Genomic DNA, 23,034 nt, shown 5'->3' with positions numbered 1-23,034 from the left:
GGCAGTGGCAACGCAGCGAGGAGCCGTATTGATCGCCGGACTGGTTTTTTTATTGCTGTTGACCTTGCTCGCCACGTCCTCGATGCAGAACGCCACACTCCAGGAAAAGATGGCAGGGAGCCAGGCAGCGCGGGATGCCTCGTTCCAAGCCGCCGAGTCGACGTTGCGCTTGGGTGAGGCGCTCATTCGATCCCCTGGCTTTTCACAAGCCCGATGTCCAAGCCCTGTCGCGTGTCTACCGCCACCGGAAGCCATGACATTGACCGAAGCAGCGCGCGGCGCTTCCGGGGTGGTATGGGCTGCCCGCCCCAACGGCTTGCTAGGCATTCAATACCTGGGCGAGATCGAAGATGTCGTTGGCGGTCAGGCTCTGGAACGGCCGCAGAAACTTTATCGCGTCACTGCCATTGGCCTTCAGGGGACGAGCCGAACGGTGCTCGAAAGCCTCCACACCGAAGCGCAACGCATCATGTGGCGCCAGCGTTTGTGAGGGGCTGCACATGAAAGGACGTGGTTTCACGTTGATCGAGTTGCTGATAGCCATCGCCGTTGCCGCAATCCTCGCGAGCATCGCCTATCCGGCGTACAGCGAGCATGTGCGCAAAGTCCGTCGCGCCGAGATTGCCGCGCTGTTGATCGACGAGGCCCATCGATTGGAGCGCTTTTATTCAAAAGCAGGGCAGTACTCGGACAGCCAAGGCCCTCCTGTTCGCCAGCATGAGGTGTCTGAGGGGAACGCGTTCTATGTGATCGAGGCTGAGCGTTCGCAGCGCGCGTTTTCACTGACCGCGCTGCCCCGGGCTGGCACATCGGTGAGCGGCGACCGATGCGGTGGGTTTGTGCTCGATCATACTGGCAGGCGTGACAACCAGGGGATGGCGGGTGATGCCAGTGTGGAGCGGTGTTGGGGGCGTTAGGGGCTACTTCCAGCAGGTTGTAGTGCTCGGGTCGGGTGTGCGGTTACCGGCCTGATTGATCGTCAGCGTGCCGCATGTATCGCTTTGTTGGCTGCCCTGAGGGGCGCTTGAGAACGTGTAGGTGGTTGCCCCGCTGCTGACGGTTAGCGAGTACTTCCCTGTGGCTGAGCCGGCCGTGAGGCCCAATTTGCTCAAATCCGCCCCCACGTCATAGCTGTTGGTTTGCGCGTAGTACCGCTCCATCCTGGCGACTGCATCATTCAGTTGGGCGATGCCCTCTGACCGGTAGCCGCGCTGCACATACTTTGTATATTGCGGGTACGCCACAGCGGCAAGGATGGCGACGATGGCCACGGTGACCATCAGTTCGATCAGGGTAAAGCCACGTTGCGGGTCATTTGCGTAACGCATGGAGCAGAGCCTCATGGATAAGGAATGGAGCGCCAGGTCTGACGGCCGACGAAACCTGTACCAGTGTTGACGACGATAGAGTCGCCTGTGGAGGACGTTGCCGTTTTCAGGCCGGCGGTGGAACTTAACGTGGTGCCTACGCCGTTGATGCTCAGGGCGCTTACGATGTTGTCGTTGTAATTGTCAGCGGTTGAAATGGTGCCGTTGCGCCGCAAGTTGAAGACGGTGAAAGTAGTCCTGCCTCCTGTGTAGGGGTCCAGCCCATATCGCCAGCCGGTCACGCCGGGGCTGCAGACATCCGTGCTGGGAATGCGGGTCGACGCGAACAGGACGCTTCCGCTCAGCGTCATCGGATCGACCAGGCGTTCGCCCAGCAGCGACGTCCCAGCCGCCAGATTGAGGTACCAGCCCGATTTGGTGTTCCAGTCCACGGTGTTGGTGCTGACCAGACGGATGTCGCTGCTTGAGGTGCCGAACGATGCATTGTTGACCTGACTGGTGATGGTTTGCTGCTGCAGGCTCGACCTGGCGAGCACCGGCGTCGATCCCGCCGTCTGAGCCGCCGTTTGTTTGTCCCAGATTCCGTACAACGTCTGCAGATCCGTAGTCGTCTTGTCCGCCGATGTGAAGTAACGCCCGGTACCAAAGATGACGAGGGTGCCCGTTGCTGTGGGATGGGTCAGGACGATGGGAGCCGCCGTGATGGATTGAACCGCCGACCCTGCCGTATCACTTACCGTGGCCGTATACAGTGGCTTGTTACCGAATGCGACCTTGTAGTTACTGGCCGAAGTGGTTGAGGTCAACGAGCCAGGGTTGATCAAATCGAATCGCCAGAGATTTCCTAGCAGGTCGCCCGCATAAACGTAATCCGCAATGCCGTCTGCGTTGGCGTCCAATACCACCGGCGACGAGAGGCCGTTGTTGCCCACGACGGAAGTCGTCAGCTTGGCGATCTGAGCGCCAGTCGCGGCATTGAGGACGAATAATGAGGCGTTGCCATTGTTGCCGTTGTAGCCATTTCCGAAAATGACGCCCCATTCACCCGAATGCAATTTGGAGATGACTGGAATCGAAAAGCTTGAGCCCAGATCAACGTCGTTTTGCGAGGTGAACTCCCACAGCAGCGTGATGCTGTCGGGGTTGGTGATGTCCAGCGCGAAGACTTCCCGGCCGCCCGCTCCCAGCGTGCCGACGAGAATCGTGTGCCAGGCGCCAGAGAAGTAAACGTCCGCGATGACGGGTGTACTGTCCACGTAATAGCGGTGCAGCGAAGAGTTACTGTTGTAGTCCTTGTTGGTCAGTACGCTGAGGTTGGAAATTACAGCGGAAGGAATGAACGCAAATTTTTCGACCCCCGTTGTGCTGTCGAACCCATGCAGCATGCCGTCGTTGGCGCCGACATAAATTTGCCCGCGACGTCCGCTCTGGGTGCTTTGATAAGCGGCATAAGTCCCCGGCGTGCCGTTGAGCGTATCGGCGGTGGTCGGGTCGTAGAGAGCTCCCTCGGCGACCGAGGGAGAGGAGTTCACCAGGTCGCCGATCAGTGAAGCCCGCCGACGAAATGTGGAGGTCGCTTTACTGGTGTCACCTTTGATGAAATCGACTTGATCGGAAGTCAGCGTTGTTTGAAGCGCGACCCCCGAATACGTGCGATTGCCCAGGTTGCTGTAAGTGAAGGGCTGGAGGGCATTGCCCGCTTGGGTCGCGATCTGGATATTACGCGTGCTCCAGGTAGGCATCTGGGCCGAGGCGGACCAGTTCTGCACGGTCGTGCCTGTTGGGTTGGTCGAGGTGTAAGTGGTCGTGGTCTTGATCAGATCACCACTCCAGGTGGCGACGTTCAAGCTGTTCAGGTAGGTCGAGCTGCTGCTGGTAGTACCCAACGCCGGCAGCACGGTCGGTGTGGCGACGGAGCTGTTGGTCTGCAGGATCTGGTTGAACGCCGCGGATAACTGATCTTTCAGGGTCGAAGCGTTACTCACCAGGAAATAGTTGTTCGGAGTACCGCTGTCATTGGAATCCCACTGGCCATCCACGGGCAAGCTGGTGCTGATGTTGTTCGCGTCGCCAAAGCCGCCCCATTTCGCGGCATACCACAGCGGATCGTTCAGGTTGGTCACGGAGCGCGTGGACGAGGGGCTGAACGTCCGGGTGTGAGAGGCGCCGCCGTTGACCACGATGCTGCCCGAGCGCATGCCGGGCAGTAGGGGGCACGTCACACCTGAGCATGAACCCGGGAGTTGCGAACCGGGGGTGTCGAAGGAGTAGCGGGTATTGCCGTTGCCGCCGCCCGTCACTTCCAGATAGATGCCGTCCGCCGTGGTGCCTGAGATCGTGTAGCCCATGTGGGACTCATATCCGGCTACGGAATAAACGGTCTCTGATGTGACGCTGAGTGTGGCCGTGGAACCGGAGCCGATCACTGACACGGTGTACAGCACGATGGCGTCCATGTCGTAGTCGCCACCCTGGCCACTGTCGTCGTACACGACCCGGAATATCGCCTGTGGCCGCCCTCCGTTGACCGTACTGTCAGTCGGCTGCCCCGGCATGTTGTACATCGAGTCGATGTAGAAACCGGTGAGCTGCTCGTTGGTGTCGTTGTTGGTTACCTTGCCGAAGGGCAGCAACGTGATGGTGCCGTTGCCGACAGGCATCTGGATTCTTGGCAACGTCGACGACAGTGCGATGGAGAACGTCTGGACTTTCTGGCTGCCTAGCGAGGTGATTGGGCGAGTATTGCCGAAATAAGCAACGCTGCCTGCATTGAACGTCCCTTGTTTGGTCGCCTCTTCCGGCAGACCGCGAATATTGCCCAGGCTGGACGCGACTTTCGCTGTCGGAGCTGTATCGCTGGCCGATGGCGTCTGGCCGATATTGATGTTACGACTGCCTGCGCCGACATCGTTGTTCCAGATGACCTGACCCTGAGTCTGCGCGTTGAAGTTGCTCAGCGCGGTCGGAACCGAGGGTGCAGCGGCCGTGTTGTAGGCGCTCCCCGGCAAGTCGGAGTCGTAGCTGGGGTTTACGTCGCTGAAAAGCGTCTGGAACGGCTTTGAACAGCTGGGGTAGGTCGGGGCGTTGGCATTCGCATCGGGTGTGGCCGAATAAGGGTTGGTCCAGGTTGCCAGGCTGGTCAGTCCCAACGCGGTGTCGCCCAGCCCGGCTGCGTAACTGGACGTAGGCGATGTCTCGCCCGAGAAGTATCGCAACGTCTCGAACATCATTTCCGCCAGAGGATTGCCCCACGACTGACAGGAACCATTGGTGATGGAGTTGCCTTGGCTGCTGCAGCCTGTGTTGGTGATCGTCAGGCCGTCCAGGTTGCCGATGATACCCGTCCGGTTGCCTGCCGAGTCGCGGGTGATGAACACTCCCGTGGACGCATTGATCTCGTTGGCAAAACTGCTGATGGCCTTGCGAATGACGCCCCCCTGCAAGTTGTTCTGGTAAGTGCCTGTCATCAGCCCGAAGTACATCTGATTACCCTCACCGAAATCGTGAAGGATGCCCGTGGGCTTGTACTTCCCGTTGGGATACAGCTTGCAGTTGCTTTCCAGGAATCCGGTCTTGCAGGCCTGAACGCGAACGACGTAGTCGTCGGGGTTGACGACGACGTTGCTGAATGAGGTGGTGGTCGCGGTCGACCCCCCTTGCACGGACTCTCGCGACACCCAGCCGAAAATCCTCACGTTGGCGATATTCGGCAAGACCCGCAGAAGAGGCCCGTTCAGCGTCGATTGGGTGTTATTGGCGAAAAGTGTCCTGCGCCCGGTGGTTGGGTTGGCATACGGTGTGTAGTCGGAGAGGTTGTAGCCATCGATATCAAAGCTGGTGTACTCCTTGCCCCACGTGTGCGCGTCGGTTGGAATGTACGCCCGCTCCAGAATCGTCGAGTCTGTGGTGTCGGTGCTGCGATAGCCACCGTAAAGCACTTTTCGCAAGGCGTCAGCTCGCGATGTGGTGAGGTAATTGAGGTAATCGCCGCTCCAGCGGCCGCTGCACTTCTTGTTGGTCGCCGTGGCGGTGGCCGAGAAAAAGCCGCTGCCATAGCTGTAGCAGGTATTGGAATCGAAATACCCCAGATAGGTAATAGAAGGCTTGTAGCGGAGGTCGATCGAACCGTCGCCGTCCAGGTCCGAAGCATCGTTGTACGCCGGGAAGAAAAGCTTGTGATCGCGACCGACCACCAGCATGTTCAGCGGTGGGACCGAGTTGTTCACAAACAGAGGCAACTGCGCCGGCACCTGGCTTACCGCAGCATGGGCGACAGCCAATGGCAGTAGGCAAACCAGAGCAACGATGAAACGGCTGAGCGTGTTGGGCTTCTTCATGGTCGATCGCTGTCGGAGGCACTCATGAGTCGGAAATGGCAAACACCGTGCGCAGGATCACGCGCGGGATATTGGCATCGGCACTGCACGTGACCGTGCTGGATGCGGAGGCGCAGGCGGTGATTTCGTAGTAGTGCCGTCCGCAATCCCTTGCCAGCAGCGCACACATGTTTTGCGTCTGCCCGCCGAGCAGTTTCAGGTCCACGACATACCACTGCACCCGTACTTCGTAGGCGTTGGCTTGAACGGTGTTGAGGTAGGCGGCGAAGGCGGTGGTATTGAACAGTTGGGGCGTGTCCGCGTTCGCATTCGCCGTCACGCTGCTGATCGGGACACAAGGGGCGAAGGTGGGCGACGTGCATTGGCCCTGATTGATGCTCTGCTCGCCCATTCGCAAGGCGGCTTCCGCAGCATTGAGCAAGGTTTTCTGCTGTTTGAGATTGCCCGTGATGCGCGACTCGAGCGATACCCCCCGCATACTCGACAGTGCCAACAGCGTGATGATCAGCAGCATCACAATGGCCACGATCAATGTCGCACCCGCTTGCCGGCGAGCGACGCAGCCGAGACGGAGTTGGCTGGAGCGCGTCATTGCATCTGGTTCCGAATCATGATCGTTCCCTGCACGTACTGGTAAATGCTGGTCTTGTCGTCGTTGGAGGTGCCATACGTGGTGCCGAAACGACTGTTCCAATCCGTCAACGCCGCTGATGCAAGCGAGGTGTTATCCCTGATCGCGGACGTTCCCGGGTTTTGCATCAGCACGTTGTAACGGACAGCGGCTATGGTGCTGCTGGCGCTCGGTGTCGCACTCCAGGCGGTCACGGTTTTGCTGCCATTGCCAGGACCCGAGCCGTACTCAAAGCGTAGATCCTTGACACCGGTGACCAGTTGTTGGCTCCCAGCGCTGGTGGTGCAGGTAATGGAGCCCGTGGTGGCGTCGAACTCTATCCGCTCAACGACCTTGGGGTTGGTCTGACCGTAGGGGGTCACGATGGCGTTCCTGTTCGCGTCTGACAACGCTGCCCCCTGGCAATTGACGTCTGCTCTGTTGGTCGCTTGATACTGGATACACAGAGACGAAGCCGAAACGGCTGCAACACCGGCGCCTGCGTTCAAATTGCAACTGGTCAGCGAATTGTCGGCTGTAAGAGGGCTTTTCGGATCGCTCCTGTAGCCCGCTTTCAGCAGCTCCTGGCTGAGTAACGCCAATGCGAAGCGGCCGTTTTCCTGGTTGCCGATCTGCCCCTGCTGGAAAAGGTAGCTTCGCTGGTTATTGATGAAGATTTGAGTCACCCCGAGAATGAGGAACAGCCCGATCAGCATGGCGACCATGAGCTCGATCAGGGATAAACCTTGCTGGCGACCGTGCAGGTTTTTGATCATCTGATGCGCGTCCTCAGCCGGTAGGTGCAGGTGCCTTCGAGGGTCGAAGTGCTTCCCGTCATGCAATCGGCGGCGCTTTTTACCGTCCAGGCGACTTGTATTTCGAGCTCGGCATTGGTGGTGCTGGATGTCGTGCACGACGTCGTTACCCCAGGGCTGGCGCTTTTACAGATATAGAATGCGCTCGCAAGCAGGGCATTGGTCACACCCGGGAGGACCGCCCGAGCCCTCGCCGTCCAGCAGCCAATCTGGTCGGCGAGTGCGGCAGGGGTAGGGACGCAACTGGAAGGTACGGCAGGGAAGTTCGTGCCGGGTGGCGTCAGGCAGCCGTTTGCAGTGGTGCAGTCTGCGGGGGCGGCACGGATGATCTCCACCAGATCATCAACCAGCATGATCGCAGCGTTGCGTTGCACCGAGTCCTGCGTGTAGGGAATCGCCTTGCTTTGTAAGGCCACCATCCCCAGCACACCGACAGCGATGACGATCAGGCTGACCAGGACTTCGATCATGCTGAAGCCTGCGCTGTTACGAAATGAGGCAAGGTTCATCAACATCCACTCGGTTTGCTGGTGGAAGGAGAGGTAATGCGACCACTGGTCAGCAGCGCGACATACTGGGGCGCGGTGGCAGCGTCGGTCGGGTAATTGACCTGAAAGCAGGTCGAGGTTGATGCGGTTCCGGTGGGCGAGAAAATGACACTGGTCACGCTCGAGTTGATGGCGATACCGCTCTGCAGCCCGGCAGCCCCGACCTGCCTGAGGATTGTGCCCGTGGAGGTCGAGCCGAGCCGCACGATGATATTGGTGGTACCGGACGCCGCGCTGATGTTCACGGTCGTCCCCCGCGTCACCGCTTCCGCTCGCGCATACTGCATCAGGTCATAAAATTCATCAGCCGCTGCCCGAACGTTCATCCGGTGGATCAAGCCGGTAAAGTTCGGTACCGCCATCGCCGCAAAAATGCCCACGATCACGACCACCACGATCAATTCGATCAGGGTGAATCCGTGGCTGTTGCCCCTCATAGGACTTTGCCAGCTGCGACGCGAAACCGGACGCGTAAGGCCAGAGCTGAAATCCATCAAGGAAATTCCATTTTTCGTTGGAAATATGGTGATACTACTCAGGTTCAAAGTCGCGCTGTAGTGGATGTCCGGAGATATTCGCCGGATCAGCGGCATCGGCGTGGTTTTCAGCTTCCTGAGTCGGGTGTTTGCGACGCCATTCGCGCACCTCCGGCGTGTGGTTTTTCATCAAATGATCGGGTTTTGCATGTCCAGGCAACAGGTGGTGATCATCGGTGGTGGCGTCATTGGTCTATTGACGGCCTTCAATCTCGCGCCGAAGGTGCAGAAGGTCGTTCTGATCGACCGGTCGGGCGTTGGGCAAGAGTCGTCATGGGCAGGGGGAGGGATTGTCTCGCCGTTATACCCATGGCGCTACAGCCCGGCAGTGACAGCGCTGGCGCATTGGTCTCAGGATTTTTATCCACAGCTGGCCGAGCGCTTGTTCGCCGAAACCGGCATCGACCCCGAGGTTCACAAAACCGGACTGTACTGGCTGGACCTCGACGACGAACGCCAAGCGCTCGAGTGGGCAACGCGCTTCCAACGGCCGCTGTCTTCGGTGGACATCTCCGCTGTGTACGACGCAGTCCCGGTCATGGGGGCGGGATACAAGCGCGCGATTCACATGGCTGACGTCGCTAACGTGCGCAATCCGCGTTTGGTCAAATCACTCAAGGCGGCCTTGCTGGCGATGCCCAACGTGACGCTGCACGAACACTGTGAGGTCAACGATTTTGTGCGCAGGGGAAACGCCATTATCGGGGTACGGACCTCGGCGGGTGAGCTGCTCGGGGACAGCCTCGTGCTGGCCGCCGGTGCGTGGAGCGGTGATCTGCTTGGGAAGCTCGAAATGGAATTACCCGTGGAGCCAGTAAAAGGGCAGATGATCCTTTACAAATGCTCGTCGGATTTCTTACCGAGCATGATTCTCGCCAAGGGCCGTTACGCCATCCCACGGCGCGACGGCCATATCCTGATCGGCAGCACGCTCGAGTACCAAGGCTACGACAAGACGCCAACCGACAGCGCGCTGGAGAGCCTGAAAGCGTCGGCGATCGAACTGATCCCGGCATTGGCGGACGCCGAAGTCGTGGCGCACTGGGCGGGGCTGCGCCCTGGCTCCCCGGAGGGCATTCCCTACATCGGCCCAGTGCCGGGGCACGATGGGCTGTGGCTGAACTGCGGGCATTTCCGCAATGGCCTGGTGCTGGCGCCGGCGTCGTGTCAGTTGCTGACGGATTTGCTTGTGGGGGATTCGCCGATCATCGATCCAGCGCCATACGCCCCGCAGGGACGATTGACGAAGTAGATGGGTGGGCTGCTTCAAGGGCTGAAAGGGCGTCACCTGCCCGCTATTCCAAGCCCAACTTTTTCAATCGATACCGCATCGACCTGAAGGTCAGGTTCAACCGCTGCGCCGCTGCGGTTCGGTTCCACCGGGTTTCTTCGAGGGCCTGAAGGATCAGTTTGCGCTCGATGTTCTCGAGATAGTCCTCCAGGTTGTTGATGTCCGCGAGACGCGGGCCGCCCGACTCGTTGGCCGCAACGGGGTCGACCAGGCGCAGATCGTCCCCATGGATCTGGTCGTTTTCGCACAGGGTATACGCCCGCTCGAGCATGTTCTCCAGTTCCCGAACGTTGCCGGGGAAGCGGTAGCCCTTCAGGGCTGCCAGCGCTGGAGAGGTGAGACGGGCTGGGGGCTGGCCGCTGCCTTCTGCCAGACGACGAAGGACGCTGTTGGCGATTTCCTCGATGTCTTCGCCGCGCTCGCGTAAAGGCGGGACGCGCAGTTCGATCACATTGAGGCGGTAGTAGAGGTCCTGCCGGAAGCGTTCGGCGGCGACTTCCACACTCAGGTCTTTGTGGGTCGCGCAGAGCACGCGAACGTCCACCACCTGTTCCTGCTGGCCACCGACAGCGCGCACGGATTTTTCCTGTATCGCCCGAAGCAGTTTCACTTGCATCGCCAAAGGCAGATCCGCCACCTCGTCCAGAAACAACGTGCCCCCATTCGCCGCATGAAACAGGCCAGGCTTGTCCTCATGGGCTCCGGTGAAGCTGCCTTTGCGGTGGCCGAAGAATTCGCTTTCCATCAATTCATTTGGAATGGCGCCACAGTTCACCGGAATAAACGGCTTGTCGGCGCGTGGCCCTTGCTCGTGAATGAGCCGAGCGACCAGTTCCTTACCGCTCCCAGACTCACCGCTGATGTAGATGGGGGCTTGGCTGCGGGCGAGCTTGCCGATCTGCTTGCGCAGCGCCTGCATGGGGGGCGACTTTCCAAGCAGGCGGTGGTCGATGCTGTTGTCATTGAAGGACGACTGGTGCAGACGCAGGGCGCTGCCGACCAATTCGCGCAGGCGGCCCAAGTCCACAGGTTTGGTCAGAAAGTCGAAGGCACCGGCCTTCAGCGCATGGATGGCCGTGTCCAAGTTGCCGTGGGCAGTGATCATCGCAACGGGCACCTGGGTGTGGCGCTTCTGAATATGCTGCACCAGCTCAAGGCCATTGCCGTCGGGCAGGCGCATGTCTGTAAGGCACAGGTCAAAAGGCTCGCGCGCCAGCCACTCTTCGGCTTCCTTCACATTGCGGGCGCTGCGCGTGTCCAGCCGCATGCGCCCTAGCGTGATTTCCAGCAACTCGCGAATATCGGGCTCGTCGTCGACGATCAGGATTTTTTGCCGTTGGCTCATCTTCAACTCAACTTGAACGGATGGGCGAAAGTGATCCGCATGCAACAGCCACCACCTTCACGCGGAGAATGGTCCAGGTTCGCCTGATTGCTTTCGCACAGCTCACGCGAGAGGTACAAGCCCAGTCCCGTTCCTTTGCTTTCAGTGGTGAAAAAGGGCTCGAAGATTTTGGTCAGGTGCTCGGCAGGTACGCCCGGGCCGTCATCCAGCACTTCGAGGCTGGGCAAATCACTCTGAGCGTCATGGAACAGCCGAAGCCAGACTTGAGCCCGCTCGTGCAATTGACCGCTGTAGCGTAGTCCGTTCTGAACCAGATTGGTCAGCACTTGCTGCAGTTGTTCGGCATCCATGCGCGTGGTCAATGTGCCAAAGCCCATTTCCAAATGCACGGACTGGTCGACGGGAAGATTGCTGCGCAGGTCGCGGACGAACTGTTCGAGCCACTGGCGCAGGTCGAGCAGATGGGGTTCGGTCTGACGTCGGCGGGACAACTGCAAGACGTTCTCGATCACCAGATTCATCCGTCGTGATTGATCTTGAATGATCTGACTCAGACGCCGGTCTGCGCCGGTCAGTTCCTCGGATTCGTGCAACAACTGGGCGGCATGACTGATGGCGCCCAGGGGGTTGCGGATCTCATGCGCGATGCCGGCGGTCAACCTCCCCAGAGCGGCCAGTTTGAGTTGCTGGGCCTGCTGCGATATCTGCGACAGATCGTCGAGGAACACGAGGGTATGACGCTGATTGCCCCGGGTCAGTGCGATGAAGCCTGGGCGTAATACGGGGCCTATGGCTGATGTGGTAATGCTGCGCGGCGCCATCGAAGAGTTGATTTGCCACTGCCGCAGGCGCTCGATCAGTTGCGGTGAGTAGGGATCGATAACCTCACCGAGCAGGCGCTCATGACCTAGCAGGGTCAGCGCGCTGTGATTCGCCAGCAGCACGCGATGGTGGGCATCCAGTACCAGAATCCCGGTGCGCATGCGCTCTAGGATCAACGCGTTGAGTTCTTCAAGGTTGTCGACATCGGCTGCGCGCTGTTCCGCGATGTCCTCACTGGCTTGCAACCGCCGGGCAAGGGTCTGCACCAGCAGCGCTGCCGCGAAGCACAGCGCGCCGAGCAAACCGGCCTGGACGAAGTGGTTGACTGCAACGGGTTTGTTGTAACTGATGTAGAACGTCAGGTAGATGATGCCAATGGCCGAGATGGCGGCGATCAGCAAGCCCGTCTTGCGACGCAGCAGTACATTGCTGATCGCTACGGACGCCACGATGAGGTTGCCCAACCCGCTGGGTGCACCCCCGCCCGCGTAAAACAATGCACACAGCATCACTGCGTCGGACAGGGCCAGTGTGAACAACTGGCCCTGTCGGCGAGGGCGCTCGAGCAGCACGACCACCAGAATATTTAATACCAAATACAGCCAGCACCCGGTCCTGAACAGTTCAATGTCGGCCAGTTCCAGCAGTTCGGCGTCCAGGCTGGTGGAAATCAACAGCACCAGCAGGATCCCGATGCTGAGACGGTACAGGTGATACAACCGCAGAATGCGCTGGGCCTGAGGCGTCGCCAGCGAGAGGGTCTCAGCGGTCACGTGCAGCCGGGCCCTGGAGACGATGCGCTTCAGTGCAGTACCACTGCTGTCCCGCGCTCAAGGCGCGATCTCGGGGCACATGCACGCCACAGTGGGCACAGCGGACCATGGGAGCTGCGTCGGTGTCAGGCGCGGCGGCCTTGGCGGATGGGGCAGGGCGTTTGGTTACGCGTTTGAAGAACCAGACCACCGCCACGATGAGGGCGATCCACATAATCAAGCGAATCATGGATGTCAGCTTAGTGAGTGAAGATGCCGCAGTGTAGCCAACGGGCCGTCGGGCGCACAGTCGTGAGAACGGTTATAAACCGTATGAAATGAAAAAGAGGCCCCGTAGGACCTCTCTTCGTTTACACCGCGATATTTGAAATCAGTCGAACAAACCAAAGGTCATGTAACTGAAAATCGAACGGCTTTTCGGCGTGCCGTCGTCGTCGGTGTTCTTCTCTTCTTCTTTCTGGTTTTCCGGCAGCAGATCAGCAGGGATGGCTTCCTTGGCATCCTGGTACTGCTTGATCACGTCCTGGTTGGCGCGGGTTTCTCCTGGCGGCAACGGTGGGCGGCTTTCGATCAGGCCCAGTGTCGCTTTCGACAGCCACGAGCGGTTGTCCGGGTCAGGTGTGCGGGCAGTGAACTTGCCGTCGGCCAGTTGCGGGTGATCCGGGTAGTTGGCTTTGAGCACTTCAAGGCTGGTGTCCGCGAGATCGTCCAGGTGCAGACGCTGATAGCCTTCGACCATCACGGCCAGTCCGTCGCCGACCGATGGAGTTTCCTGGAAGTTTTCCACCACGTAGCGGCCACGGTTGACGGCAGCGACATAGGCCTGACGGGTCAGGTAATAGTCAGCCACGTGAATTTCATAGGCAGCGAGCAGGTTGCGCAGGTAGATCATCCGCTGCTTGGCATCCGGCGCATAGCGGCTGTTCGGGAAGCGGCTGGTCAGTTGTGCGAATTCGTTGTAGGAGTCACGAGCGGCGCCCGGGTCGCGCTTGGTCTGATCCAGCGGCAGGAAGCGCGCGATGATGCCTACGTCCTGATCGAACGACGTCAGGCCTTTGAGGTAGTAGGCATAGTCGACGTTAGGGTGCTGAGGGTGCAGACGAATGAAGCGCTCGGCGGCGGACTTGGCCGCTTCAGGCTCGCCATTCTTGTAGTTGGCATAGATCAGCTCCAGCTGCGCCTGATCGGCGTAGCGACCGAACGGGTAGCGGGACTCCAGCGCCTTCAGTTTTTCGGTTGCGCTGTTGTAGCTGTTGTTGTCCAGATCGGCCTGCGCCTGCTGGTACAGCTCGACTTCACTGAGGTTTTCGTCGATGACTTCTTTCTTCGAAGAACAGGCAGCGGTAAGTCCGAGGATGGCTATCAGCAGCAGGTGTTTCACTTGCATGGCGGCTTGCGTCCCTATAACGGCCTGCTGTCTTGCGCAGGACCGTCCTGTTATGATGGGCGCCCCGTGGAACCCCCGGGACAAAAGACGCCGTATTTAACCACAAGCGCACAGCCGAAACCAAAGGCCCGTGCCACCTCCTAGTTTGAGCATGTCTGAGATCATTGAACTTCGCGCAGAGGTGCCGTCCGAATTGGGCGGTCAACGCCTCGACCAGGTCGCCGCCCAACTCTTCGCCGAGCACTCCCGCTCGCGCCTCTCCGCCTGGATCAAGGACGGCCGCCTGACGGTGGACGGCGGCGTGCTGCGTCCGCGTGACATCGTGCACGGTGGGGCCGAACTGGTCCTCAAGGCGGAACAGGAGGCGCAAGGTGAATGGGTCGCCCAGGATATCGAGCTGGATATCGTCTATGAAGACGACCAGATCCTGGTGATCAACAAGCCGGCGGGGCTGGTGGTGCACCCCGCCGCAGGGCATGCGGATGGCACGCTGCTCAATGCCCTGCTGCACCATGTGCCCGATATCGTGAACGTGCCGCGTGCCGGCATCGTCCATCGGCTGGACAAGGACACCACCGGGTTGATGGTGGTGGCCAAAACCATTCAGGCGCAGACTCAGCTCGTTGCCCAGCTGCAGAAACGCACGGTCAGCCGCATCTATGAATGCATCGTGATCGGCGTGGTGACGGCAGGCGGCAAGATCAACGCTCCCATCGGTCGTCATGGCCAGCAGCGTCAGCGCATGGCGGTGATGGAAGGTGGCAAGCCTGCCGTCAGTCATTACCGTGTGCTCGAGCGCTTCCGCTCCCATACCCATGTGCGGGTCAAGCTGGAAACCGGCCGTACCCACCAGATTCGCGTGCACATGGCGCACATCAATTTTCCGCTGGTGGGCGACCCGGCCTACGGTGGGCGCTTCCGCATTCCGCCGGCGGCGAATCCGACCATGGTTGAATCGCTGAAACACTTCCCGCGTCAGGCCTTGCATGCGCGCTTCCTTGAGCTGGACCATCCGACCACTGGCCAACGCATGAGCTGGGAATCGCCGTTGCCCGATGATTTTGTGTGGCTGCTGTCGCTGCTCAAGCAGGATCGCGAGGCCTTCGTCGGATGAGCGAGCGGGTGGCGGATTGGCTGATCCCCGACTGGCCAGCACCGGTCGGCGTCAAGGCGTGCGTCACCACCCGGGCGGGGGGCGTCAGCGCTGCCCCGTTCGAAAGTTTCAATCTCGGCGACCATGTCGATGACGACCCGCGGGCGGTTGCGCAAAACCGTTCGAAGCTGACGACCGCCTTGAACGTTCGGCCTGCTTGGCTCAAGCAGGTGCACGGTGTCGAGGTCGTCGAGGCCTCGCCCGCGCAGGTCATGCAGGCCGATGCCAGTTGGAGCAAGACGCCGGGCGTCGCCTGCACCATCATGACCGCCGACTGCCTCCCTGCGTTGTTCTGCAACCGTCAAGGTACCCAGGTGGCTGCGGCCCATGCGGGTTGGCGGGGCCTGGCGGCAGGCGTGCTTGAAGCGGCAGCCGACAGTTTTGCCGATGCACCCTCAGAACTGCTTGTCTGGCTGGGGCCGGCCATCGGGCCGCAAGCGTTCGAAGTGGGGCCTGAGGTGCGCGACGCGTTCCTCCACACGCACCCTGAAACTGCCAATGCCTTTGTGCCCAGCGCCAATGACGGCAAGTTCATGGCCGACATCTACCGCTTGGCGCGCTTGCGCTTGGCTGCCCATGGCGTCACCGAGGTGTACGGCGGCGGCTGGTCGACCTACAACGATGAGCGTTTCTTCTCCTATCGCCGTGGAGCACGCACCGGGCGGTTTGCCTCGTTGGTCTGGATCGAGCCTGTTTGACGCATCCGATTTGCTGGTTGTAGGAGCGCGCTTGCCCGCGATAGCGTTGTGTCAGCAACGCATTCATGGCTGACACAACGCTATCGCGGGCAAGCGCGCTCCTACGATCAGATATCTCTGACCACCAAATTCTTCCCGGCCAGCTAATGTTGATCTGTGTCAAGCACCTGTCGCTTGAATCCTGTGGAATCGGCCGCATCTAAGGGCTATCTGGCAGGTTTCTTCATTAAGGTGTGTTCATTGCTCCGGCCTGCCCATTAGGAAGGTGACCAATGCGTATTGACCGTTTGACCAGTAAGTTACAGCTAGCCTTATCGGATTCCCAATCCCTGGCGGTGGGCATGGACCATCCCGCCATCGAGCCCGCGCATCTTATGCAAGCCCTGTTGGAGCAACAGGGGGGCTCGATCAAACCCCTGCTGATGCAGGTCGGCTTCGACATCAACAGCCTGCGCAAGGCGTTGAGTAAAGAGCTGGATCAACTGCCCAAGATTCAAAACCCCAATGGCGACGTGAACATGTCGCAGGACCTCGCGCGTCTGCTCAATCAGGCTGATCGCCTGGCTCAGCAGAAAGGCGATCAGTTCATCTCCAGTGAGCTGGTGCTGCTTGCCGCGATGGACGAAAACAGCAAGCTCGGCAAATTGTTGCTCGGGCAGGGTGTCAGCAAAAAAGCCCTGGAAAACGCCATCAGCAACCTGCGTGGCGGCGATGCGGTCAACGACCCGAACGCTGAAGAATCTCGCCAGGCGCTGGACAAATACACCGTTGACCTGACCAAGCGTGCCGAAGAGGGCAAGCTTGATCCGGTGATTGGCCGCGACGACGAAATCCGCCGGACCATTCAGGTGCTTCAGCGTCGCACCAAGAACAACCCGGTCCTGATCGGCGAACCAGGCGTGGGTAAAACGGCGATTGCCGAAGGCCTCGCGCAGCGGATCATCAACGGTGAGGTCCCGGACGGCCTGCGGGGCAAGCGCTTATTGTCCCTCGACATGGGGGCGCTGATCGCTGGTGCGAAATTTCGCGGTGAGTTCGAAGAACGCCTGAAAGCAGTGCTCAATGAGCTTTCCAAGCAGGAAGGCCAGGTCATCCTGTTTATCGACGAGCTGCACACCATGGTCGGTGCCGGCAAGGCCGAGGGCTCGATGGACGCGGGTAATATGCTCAAGCCGGCATTGGCCCGAGGCGAACTGCATTGTGTCGGTGCCACGACGCTCAACGAGTACCGCCAGTACATCGAGAAAGACGCCGCACTGGAACGCCGCTTCCAGAAAGTGTTGGTGGACGAGCCGAGCGAAGAGGACACCATCGCGATCCTCCGTGGCCTGAAGGAGCGTTATGAGGTCCATCACAAGGTGGCGATCACGGATGGCGCGATCATCGCGGCCGCCAAACTGAGCCATCGCTACATCACCGACCGCCAGCTGCCGGACAAGGCCATCGACCTTATCGACGAAGCGGCCAGCCGCATTCGCATGGAAATCGATTCCAAGCCCGAAGTGCTCGATCGCCTGGAGCGCCGTCTGATTCAGCTCAAGGTCGAATCCCAGGCCCTCAAGAAGGAAGATGACGAAGCCGCGCTCAAGCGCCTGGAGAAACTTCAGGAGGAAATTGCTCGCCTGGAGCGTGAATATGCCGATCTCGAAGAAGTCTGGACCTCGGAGAAAGCGGAAGTTACCGGGTCTGCGCAGATTCAGCAGAAAATCGAGCAGTCTCGTCAGGAACTGGAAGCGGCGCGCCGTCGTGGCGATCTCAACCGCATGGCTGAGTTGCAATACGGCGTGATTCCCGATCTGGAGCGCAGCCTGCAAATGGTCGACCAGCACGGTAAGCCGGAGAATCAGCTACTGCGCAGCAAGGTCACCGAGGAAGAAATTGCCGAAGTCGTCTCGAAATGGACGGGGATCCCCGTGTCGAAGATGCTCGAAGGCGAGCGGGACAAGCTGTTGAAAATGGAGAGCCTGCTGCACGAACGCGTGATCGGCCAGAACGAGGCGGTGGTGGCCGTCTCCAACGCCGTTCGTCGTTCGCGTGCCGGTTTATCCGACCCGAATCGTCCGAGCGGTTCGTTCATGTTTCTCGGCCCCACCGGCGTGGGCAAAACGGAACTCTGCAAGGCGTTGGCCGAATTCCTGTTCGATACCGAAGAAGCCATGGTCCGCATCGACATGTCGGAGTTCATGGAGAAGCACTCGGTGGCTCGTCTGATCGGTGCCCCGCCGGGGTATGTCGGCTATGAGGAAGGTGGCTACCTGACCGAGGCCGTGCGCCGCAAGCCCTATTCGGTGGTGCTGCTGGACGAGGTCGAAAAGGCGCATCCGGATGTGTTCAACATTCTGCTGCAGGTGCTTGAGGATGGGCGTCTCACCGATAGCCATGGTCGCACCGTCGACTTCCGCAATACGGTGATCGTCATGACGTCCAACCTGGGTTCGTCTCGGATTCAGGAGCTGGTAGGGGACCGCGAAGCACAGCGCGCGGCCGTGATGGACGCTCTGGGCTCGCATTTCCGTCCGGAGTTCATCAACCGGGTCGACGAAGTGGTGATCTTCGAGCCATTGGGTCATGACCAGATTGCCGGTATCACTGAAATCCAGATGGGGCGTCTGCGTCAGCGGCTGGCCGAGCGGGATTTGAGCCTGGAGTTGACGCCAGAAGCGCTGGAGAAGCTGATCGCTGTCGGTTACGACCCGGTGTATGGTGCGCGGCCGTTGAAGCGTGCCATTCAACGCTGGATCGAAAACCCGCTGGCCCAGATGATCCTTTCGGGCAGCTTCATGCCAGGCACCCGGATCAAAGGTGCGGTGGAAAACGACGAGATCGTATTCGTCTGATCACTGCTTCCTATATAGGAAGAACCAAGAGGGGCGCTTCTCAGGAAGCGCCCTTTTTTATGCACGTGCGCTCCCTGAGGAGGGATCATCCGGTTTTGGGCATTCGGAAGGGCTGGCCGAAAAAAAGTCGCAAATCATTGTCTTAAAAGCAATTTGGAGGGTTGACACCTGTTTCTGGGAATGTAGAATAGCGCGCCTCAGAGACGTGAACGTAGCGATACGGACAAGTCGAAGAGGCTGAAAATGCAGTAGATTCAGGGCAGTAGGTGCAAGATTCGTTTTGCAGAGAAGTACTGAATTTTTCTGTTTTGAAGCGCGTCAAACGCTACAACTGAAATTGAATACGTTCCGTGATAGCTCAGTCGGTAGAGCAAATGACTGTTAATCATTGGGTCCCAGGTTCGAGTCCTGGTCACGGAGCCAATTTCCAGAGGTAGTACCGTCGGGGTGTAGCGCAGTCCGGTAGCGCGCCTGCTTTGGGAGCAGGATGTCAGGAGTTCGAATCCCCTCACCCCGACCATTATTTGGGTCGTTAGCTCAGTTGGTAGAGCAGTTGGCTTTTAACCAATTGGTCGTAGGTTCGAATCCTACACGACCCACCATTTTTGACCTGGCTTCATCGGGTTGAATCTTAGGGAGTGACGCCCGTTGCGTCATCCGTTAGGCTTCACGTGTTTCATCGGGGTGTAGCGCAGTCCGGTAGCGCGCCTGCTTTGGGAGCAGGATGTCAGGAGTTCGAATCCCCTCACCCCGACCATTTTCGCCCCAGCAGTTCCCGGGCAGAAAATCCGGCTCGCGGCTCAATTAGCCGCTGCAGCCATCAAAAAGGCGTCCTTCGGGGCGCCTTTTTTCATTCCGGTGAGCTCAATCGGAAACCTTTTTAATCCATTCCTCGAACCTTGCATCCGCTTGCTTCTAGGCAAGTGCTGTGAACGGCTACCCCTCGTCGTGGGGGCTGCGAGCGTTTACTTTAACGCTCGCTTCTTCGCCTTATGGCGCGGTTGGAGCGCCTTCCCACGATCTCTCGATGATCCTCTTCAAGTCTGCCGGTAGTGGCGCGAAGTCGAGTGAGCGCGCTTGTTCTTCACCGCTTTGCAGCGTCCACTGGAAAAAGTCCTGAACGGTTTTCTGTCGATCTGCATCTTTGGGATGCTTGTACAGCAGAATGAAGGTGGCGGCGGTAATCGGGTAGGCTTTGTCCCCCGGAGCGTCCAGCAACGACAGGTCAAAATCCTTGGTGTCTTTCCAATCCGCTGTGGCAGCGGCCGCCTGGAAGGAATCCGTACTCGGCGTTATGTAGTTTCCCGCAGCGTTACGCAGAATCCCGTAGTTCAGGTTTTGCTGTTTGATGTACGCGTATTCCACATAACCGATCGAGTTCGGCATTTTTTTCACGTAGGACGCCACGCCCTCGCTGCCTTTGCTGCCGATCCCCACAGGCCATTTGAGCGACGTGCCGGAGCCGACCTTGTTCTGCCATTCAGCGCTGACTTTTGATAGATAACTGGCCCAGTTGAAGGTGGTGCCGGAATCGTCCGATCGGTAAACCACGGTGATATTGCTGTCGGGCAGTTTCAGGCCGGGGTTCAGCGCGCTCAGTGCCGGATCATTCCACTTCTTGATGTTGCCTAAATAAATAGCCGCCAGCACCGGACCGCTGAATCTCAGTGTGCCGGGTTTGATCGAAGGGATGTTGATCACCGGCACCACCCCGCCAATGACGGAGGGAAACTGCTGCAAGCCCAAGGTTTGCAAGTCGCTCGATTTCAGAGGCATGTCCGTGGCGCCGAAATCCACAGCGCCGTCCTTGATCTGCGCCAAACCAGCACCGGAGCCGACGCTCTGATAATTCACCTTGATGCCTGTCTTATGGTCGTAATCGGTGGCCCACTTGAAAAGCACCGGATAAATAAAGGTCGAGCCGGCACCGGTCACTTCCTGCGCTGCAACCGCGCCTCCAACCGTATAGAGATTGAGTGCGACGCCAAGGCTGGCGGCCAGCACCATTCGGGAAAGCTGAAGCATGGATGACTTCCTGTGATCGAGCGACATCGGGGATGTGATGTCTTTATGGGATCACAGTAATCCGCACATTTTTATGACAGGGCGTTGCCGGAACAGGCGCTCGCGCGGAGTTCTCGGCAAGAATGTGGCCAGCAGGGGGGGCGTGGAGCGTTCCCCCTTGCTGGCCCGAGAGGGTGTCAATGCAGCTTCATTCTCGGCTCGGTGCCGCGGCCGATTCGGCTCCCCAGCATGAGCATCAATGTGCGGAACGTGCCATACAACGCCATTTGGTGCATGCGGTACAGCGAGACGTAGAACATGCGCGCCAGCCAGCCTTCCAGCATCACACTGCCGGTCAGGTTGCCCATCAGATTGCCCACGGCGGAAAACTTCGACAGCGAGATCAGCGAGCCGTAATCCTGGTAGCGGTATTCCGGCAGGGATTCGCTGCCTTCGAGGCGCAGCTTGATGGACTTCACCAGCAACGAAGCCTGTTGGTGCGCCGCCTGCGCGCGTGGTGGAACGTTGCGATCCGTGCCTTTTTGCGGGCATGCCGCGCAGTCGCCAAAGGCGAAGATGTTGTCATCCAGAGTCGTTTGCAGGGTCTGGCGGACTTGCAGTTGGTTGATCCGATTGGTTTCCAGGCCTGCCAAGTCCTTGAGGAACGCCGGCGCTCGAATACCGGCAGCCCAGACTTTCAACGTTGCAGGGATCACCTGGCCAGTGTTGGTCACCAGGCTATCGGCCGTGACCTCGCTGACGGCTGCATTGGTCAGCACCGTGACACCCAACTTCTCCAACGTCTTGTGTACCGGCCCGCCGATCCGCTCGGGCAGTGCAGGCAGCACACGGGGCCCGGCTTCGATAACCGTAATACGCAGATTTTCCGGTTTGATGTGGCCCAGCCCATAGGCTGCCAATTCGTGGGCCGCATTGTGCAGTTCGGCCGCCAGTTCGACCCCGGTTGCGCCAGCGCCGACGATCGCGACGTTGATTTCCTCAGTCACGTCCGCCTCGCTGGCGTGGGCGCGCAGGTAACGGTTGAGCAATTGCTGATGAAAGCGTTCGGCTTGCTTGCGCGTGTCGAGAAACAGGCAATGATCGGCCGCACCGCGGGTACCGAAATCGTTGGTGGTACTGCCGACCGCGATCACCAGCGTGTCGTAACTCAGCGTCCGTGCCGGGACCAATTCGGTGCCTTGCTCGTCGTAGGTCGCGGCCAGTTGAATGCGTTTGGTCTCCCGATCCAGCCCGGTCATGCGGCCGAGCTGGAACTGGAAATGATTCCACTTGGCCTGGGCCACGTAGTTCAGCTCGTCCTCATACGAGTTGAGCGAACCGGCCGCCACTTCGTGCAGCAGGGGTTTCCAGATGTGAGTGAGGTTGGCGTCCACCAATGTGACAGTCGCTGCACCTCGCTTGCCAAGGGTTTTACCCAGACGGGTAGCCAGCTCCAGACCACCGGCGCCTCCGCCGACGATCACGATACGATGAGTCATGGGGATATCTCATAAGGCTTAAGGAATTCTCTCGTGGCGAGATCCGAGCGAGCGCCAGGCAGCTCATAGCGTCAGATCCCTCAACAAATGGCTTAACAAGCCCAGGCCGATCACCACGGCCAGTACCAGCACAAGGAGCAGCCACGGCCGAAAGGGGCGGCGCTCAACCTGGTGCTGGGGCGCGCGAAGATACTCTTCGACACGCTTCTGGTCCTCGGGGTTCAGGCGGCTGGTCATATCGCCTCGTCATGAATATTGATCGGGGTCAGCGGACACCGATTCGTAATGCGTTAGCCTCGTTGACGACAGACTCCGGCTTCGGGTTACACCGGACATCGACAGGTTATGCCGCTTTGTAACATTCGCCCCGGGTTTGCGCTATCAAAGGCTGATGCCGACATCGAATACCACACTGCGGCCCAGGTTGGTCCTCAGGAAATCCGGCGCATCGGGGTGCGCGAACAACACGCGAGCGTAGGTGGGCCCGACCAGAGAAAGGGATCGCCAGCCTTGGCGCAAGTATTCGGTGGGCGGCGGAAAGTGACTGTTGAGGTCCAACACTTCGCGCTTGAGGCTGGCGAAGGCAATGATGTCCAGCTCACTGACGTCCAGTCCGCGTTCTTTGTAGTTATGCGCCTTTTTGCGCAGGGTCGGTGCCAGCCGACGCAGTAACTCCGACGCCGGTATGCGTCTGGGTTTGGCCTCGCGCCGCACCAGTTGGCTGAGCGAGAAGGCGCTGCGGCGACGCTCCAACTCTTCGCGCCATTCGTCATTGAGGCGTCGGCCCTCATCGAGCACGAAAAACACTTCGAAACAGGCGTCGCGGAACAGTACGTCCGGCGGTTCCTGCCCGGCGGGCAAAAAATCGTCGGTGCGATGAGGGATGTTCAGGCCCTGGAGCAAACGCTGGCACACCCAGCGTTCTCGCTCCCATTTGCGCGCATTGGAGAGAAACGTATTGGCTTGCTCGGCCTGGATCGTCAGCAGACGGAGGTAATCGGAATCATCCATGAGGGAGAGCTTAGCGCTCTCGTGTGAAGATGAAACGTTC

20 protein-coding genes and 4 tRNA genes are annotated in these 23,034 nt (G+C 59.4%); 10 read left to right on the top strand and 14 right to left on the bottom strand.

Features of this window, described 5'->3' with window-relative positions; genetic code table 11:
* The first annotated feature begins 4 nt into the window (after positions 1-4).
* Together DBP26_RS15635 and DBP26_RS15630 are read left to right on the top strand one after the other, a co-directional pair.
* Positions 5-490, top strand: coding sequence for a PilX N-terminal domain-containing pilus assembly protein (locus DBP26_RS15635; RefSeq protein WP_256601353.1), 486 nt, complete (start codon positions 5-7; stop codon positions 488-490).
* Positions 491-500: 10 nt separating this feature from the next.
* Positions 501-917: a type IV pilin protein gene (locus tag DBP26_RS15630; RefSeq protein ID WP_256601356.1), complete on the top strand. Its 417-nt coding sequence runs from the start codon at positions 501-503 to the stop codon at positions 915-917.
* A gap of 3 nt (positions 918-920) precedes the next feature.
* On the opposite strand, the gene DBP26_RS15625 is transcribed toward DBP26_RS15630, so the two are convergent.
* Genes DBP26_RS15625 through DBP26_RS15600 form a run of 6 tightly spaced genes read right to left on the bottom strand, consistent with a single transcriptional unit; the run spans position 921 to position 8,132 of the window.
* A complete protein-coding gene (locus DBP26_RS15625) occupies positions 921-1,328 on the bottom strand; it encodes a type IV pilin protein (protein WP_108237873.1) in 408 nt (135 codons plus the stop codon).
* Between the two features lie 11 nt (positions 1,329-1,339).
* A complete protein-coding gene (locus tag DBP26_RS15620; RefSeq protein WP_108237874.1) occupies positions 1,340-5,665 on the bottom strand; it encodes a PilC/PilY family type IV pilus protein in 4,326 nt (1,441 codons plus the stop codon).
* Between the two features lie 22 nt (positions 5,666-5,687).
* Positions 5,688-6,257 (bottom strand): PilX N-terminal domain-containing pilus assembly protein, encoded by a 570-nt coding sequence (locus DBP26_RS27465; RefSeq protein ID WP_108237875.1) that lies wholly within the window; start codon positions 6,255-6,257, stop codon positions 5,688-5,690.
* Positions 6,254-7,051, bottom strand: coding sequence for a PilW family protein (locus DBP26_RS15610; protein ID WP_108237876.1), 798 nt, complete (start codon positions 7,049-7,051; stop codon positions 6,254-6,256). The genes DBP26_RS27465 and DBP26_RS15610 overlap by 4 nt, the downstream gene beginning before the upstream one ends.
* Positions 7,048-7,599 (bottom strand): type IV pilus modification protein PilV, encoded by a 552-nt coding sequence (gene pilV / locus DBP26_RS15605; protein ID WP_108237877.1) that lies wholly within the window; start codon positions 7,597-7,599, stop codon positions 7,048-7,050. Before pilV ends, DBP26_RS15610 begins: the two co-directional genes overlap by 4 nt.
* On the bottom strand, positions 7,599-8,132 hold the full coding sequence (locus DBP26_RS15600) for a GspH/FimT family pseudopilin (protein ID WP_158541426.1): 534 nt from the start codon (positions 8,130-8,132) through the stop codon (positions 7,599-7,601). The genes pilV and DBP26_RS15600 overlap by 1 nt, the downstream gene beginning before the upstream one ends.
* A gap of 190 nt (positions 8,133-8,322) precedes the next feature.
* On the opposite strand from DBP26_RS15600, the gene thiO reads away from it, so the two are divergent.
* Entirely contained in the window at positions 8,323-9,426 is a 1,104-nt protein-coding gene (gene thiO, locus DBP26_RS15595; RefSeq protein ID WP_108237977.1) for a glycine oxidase ThiO, read from the top strand.
* 43 nt (positions 9,427-9,469) lie between these two features.
* On the opposite strand, the gene DBP26_RS15590 is transcribed toward thiO, so the two are convergent.
* The 4 genes from DBP26_RS15590 to DBP26_RS15575 all read right to left on the bottom strand — a co-directional run bounded on the left by DBP26_RS15590 (position 9,470) and on the right by DBP26_RS15575 (position 13,792).
* Positions 9,470-10,810: a sigma-54 dependent transcriptional regulator gene (locus DBP26_RS15590; protein ID WP_108237879.1), complete on the bottom strand. Its 1,341-nt coding sequence runs from the start codon at positions 10,808-10,810 to the stop codon at positions 9,470-9,472.
* 2 nt (positions 10,811-10,812) lie between these two features.
* Positions 10,813-12,405, bottom strand: coding sequence for an ATP-binding protein (locus tag DBP26_RS15585; RefSeq protein ID WP_108237880.1), 1,593 nt, complete (start codon positions 12,403-12,405; stop codon positions 10,813-10,815).
* Positions 12,395-12,634: a PP0621 family protein gene (locus DBP26_RS15580; protein ID WP_108237881.1), complete on the bottom strand. Its 240-nt coding sequence runs from the start codon at positions 12,632-12,634 to the stop codon at positions 12,395-12,397. The genes DBP26_RS15585 and DBP26_RS15580 overlap by 11 nt, the downstream gene beginning before the upstream one ends.
* 141 nt (positions 12,635-12,775) lie before the next feature.
* Positions 12,776-13,792, bottom strand: coding sequence for an outer membrane protein assembly factor BamD (locus DBP26_RS15575; protein WP_108237882.1), 1,017 nt, complete (start codon positions 13,790-13,792; stop codon positions 12,776-12,778).
* A gap of 151 nt (positions 13,793-13,943) precedes the next feature.
* Between DBP26_RS15575 and rluD the strand changes: the two genes are divergently transcribed.
* The 7 genes from rluD to DBP26_RS15540 all read left to right on the top strand — a co-directional run bounded on the left by rluD (position 13,944) and on the right by DBP26_RS15540 (position 19,237).
* Positions 13,944-14,906: a 23S rRNA pseudouridine(1911/1915/1917) synthase RluD gene (gene rluD, locus DBP26_RS15570; protein ID WP_108237883.1), complete on the top strand. Its 963-nt coding sequence runs from the start codon at positions 13,944-13,946 to the stop codon at positions 14,904-14,906.
* Positions 14,907-14,914: 8 nt separating this feature from the next.
* The gene (gene pgeF / locus DBP26_RS15565; protein ID WP_108237978.1) at positions 14,915-15,643 is read left to right on the top strand and encodes a peptidoglycan editing factor PgeF; all 729 of its coding nucleotides are present in this window, start codon (positions 14,915-14,917) and stop codon (positions 15,641-15,643) included.
* Positions 15,644-15,915: 272 nt separating this feature from the next.
* Positions 15,916-18,480 carry an ATP-dependent chaperone ClpB gene (gene clpB / locus DBP26_RS15560; protein ID WP_108237884.1) on the top strand — a complete coding sequence of 855 codons (2,565 nt, stop codon included), beginning with the start codon at positions 15,916-15,918 and terminating at the stop codon, positions 18,478-18,480.
* A gap of 347 nt (positions 18,481-18,827) precedes the next feature.
* Positions 18,828-18,903 (top strand) — tRNA-Asn (locus tag DBP26_RS15555).
* Between the two features lie 20 nt (positions 18,904-18,923).
* Positions 18,924-19,000 (top strand) — tRNA-Pro (locus tag DBP26_RS15550).
* 6 nt (positions 19,001-19,006) lie between these two features.
* Positions 19,007-19,082: transfer RNA gene (locus DBP26_RS15545), tRNA-Lys, on the top strand.
* Between the two features lie 78 nt (positions 19,083-19,160).
* Positions 19,161-19,237, top strand: a tRNA-Pro gene (locus DBP26_RS15540).
* A 233-nt stretch (positions 19,238-19,470) separates the two neighbouring features.
* Here DBP26_RS15540 and pstS read toward each other — a convergent pair.
* The 4 genes from pstS to DBP26_RS15520 form a co-directional block, all read right to left on the bottom strand.
* Entirely contained in the window at positions 19,471-20,505 is a 1,035-nt protein-coding gene (pstS, locus tag DBP26_RS15535) for a phosphate ABC transporter substrate-binding protein PstS (protein ID WP_256601364.1), read from the bottom strand.
* 176 nt (positions 20,506-20,681) lie between these two features.
* Positions 20,682-21,983 (bottom strand): NAD(P)/FAD-dependent oxidoreductase, encoded by a 1,302-nt coding sequence (locus DBP26_RS15530; protein WP_108237886.1) that lies wholly within the window; start codon positions 21,981-21,983, stop codon positions 20,682-20,684.
* Between the two features lie 63 nt (positions 21,984-22,046).
* Positions 22,047-22,220, bottom strand: coding sequence for a DUF3094 family protein (locus DBP26_RS15525; protein WP_108237887.1), 174 nt, complete (start codon positions 22,218-22,220; stop codon positions 22,047-22,049).
* Positions 22,221-22,364: 144 nt separating this feature from the next.
* A complete protein-coding gene (locus DBP26_RS15520) occupies positions 22,365-22,994 on the bottom strand; it encodes a DUF1780 domain-containing protein (protein WP_108237888.1) in 630 nt (209 codons plus the stop codon).
* Between the last annotated feature and the right edge of the window lie 40 nt (positions 22,995-23,034).

The sequence above is a fragment of the Pseudomonas sp. RIT409 genome (assembly GCF_003052515.2).
Classification (GTDB): Bacteria; Pseudomonadota; Gammaproteobacteria; order Pseudomonadales; family Pseudomonadaceae; genus Aquipseudomonas.
Note: the sequence above shows the minus strand (reverse complement) of the source record. Positions and strands in the feature narration are given on the sequence as shown.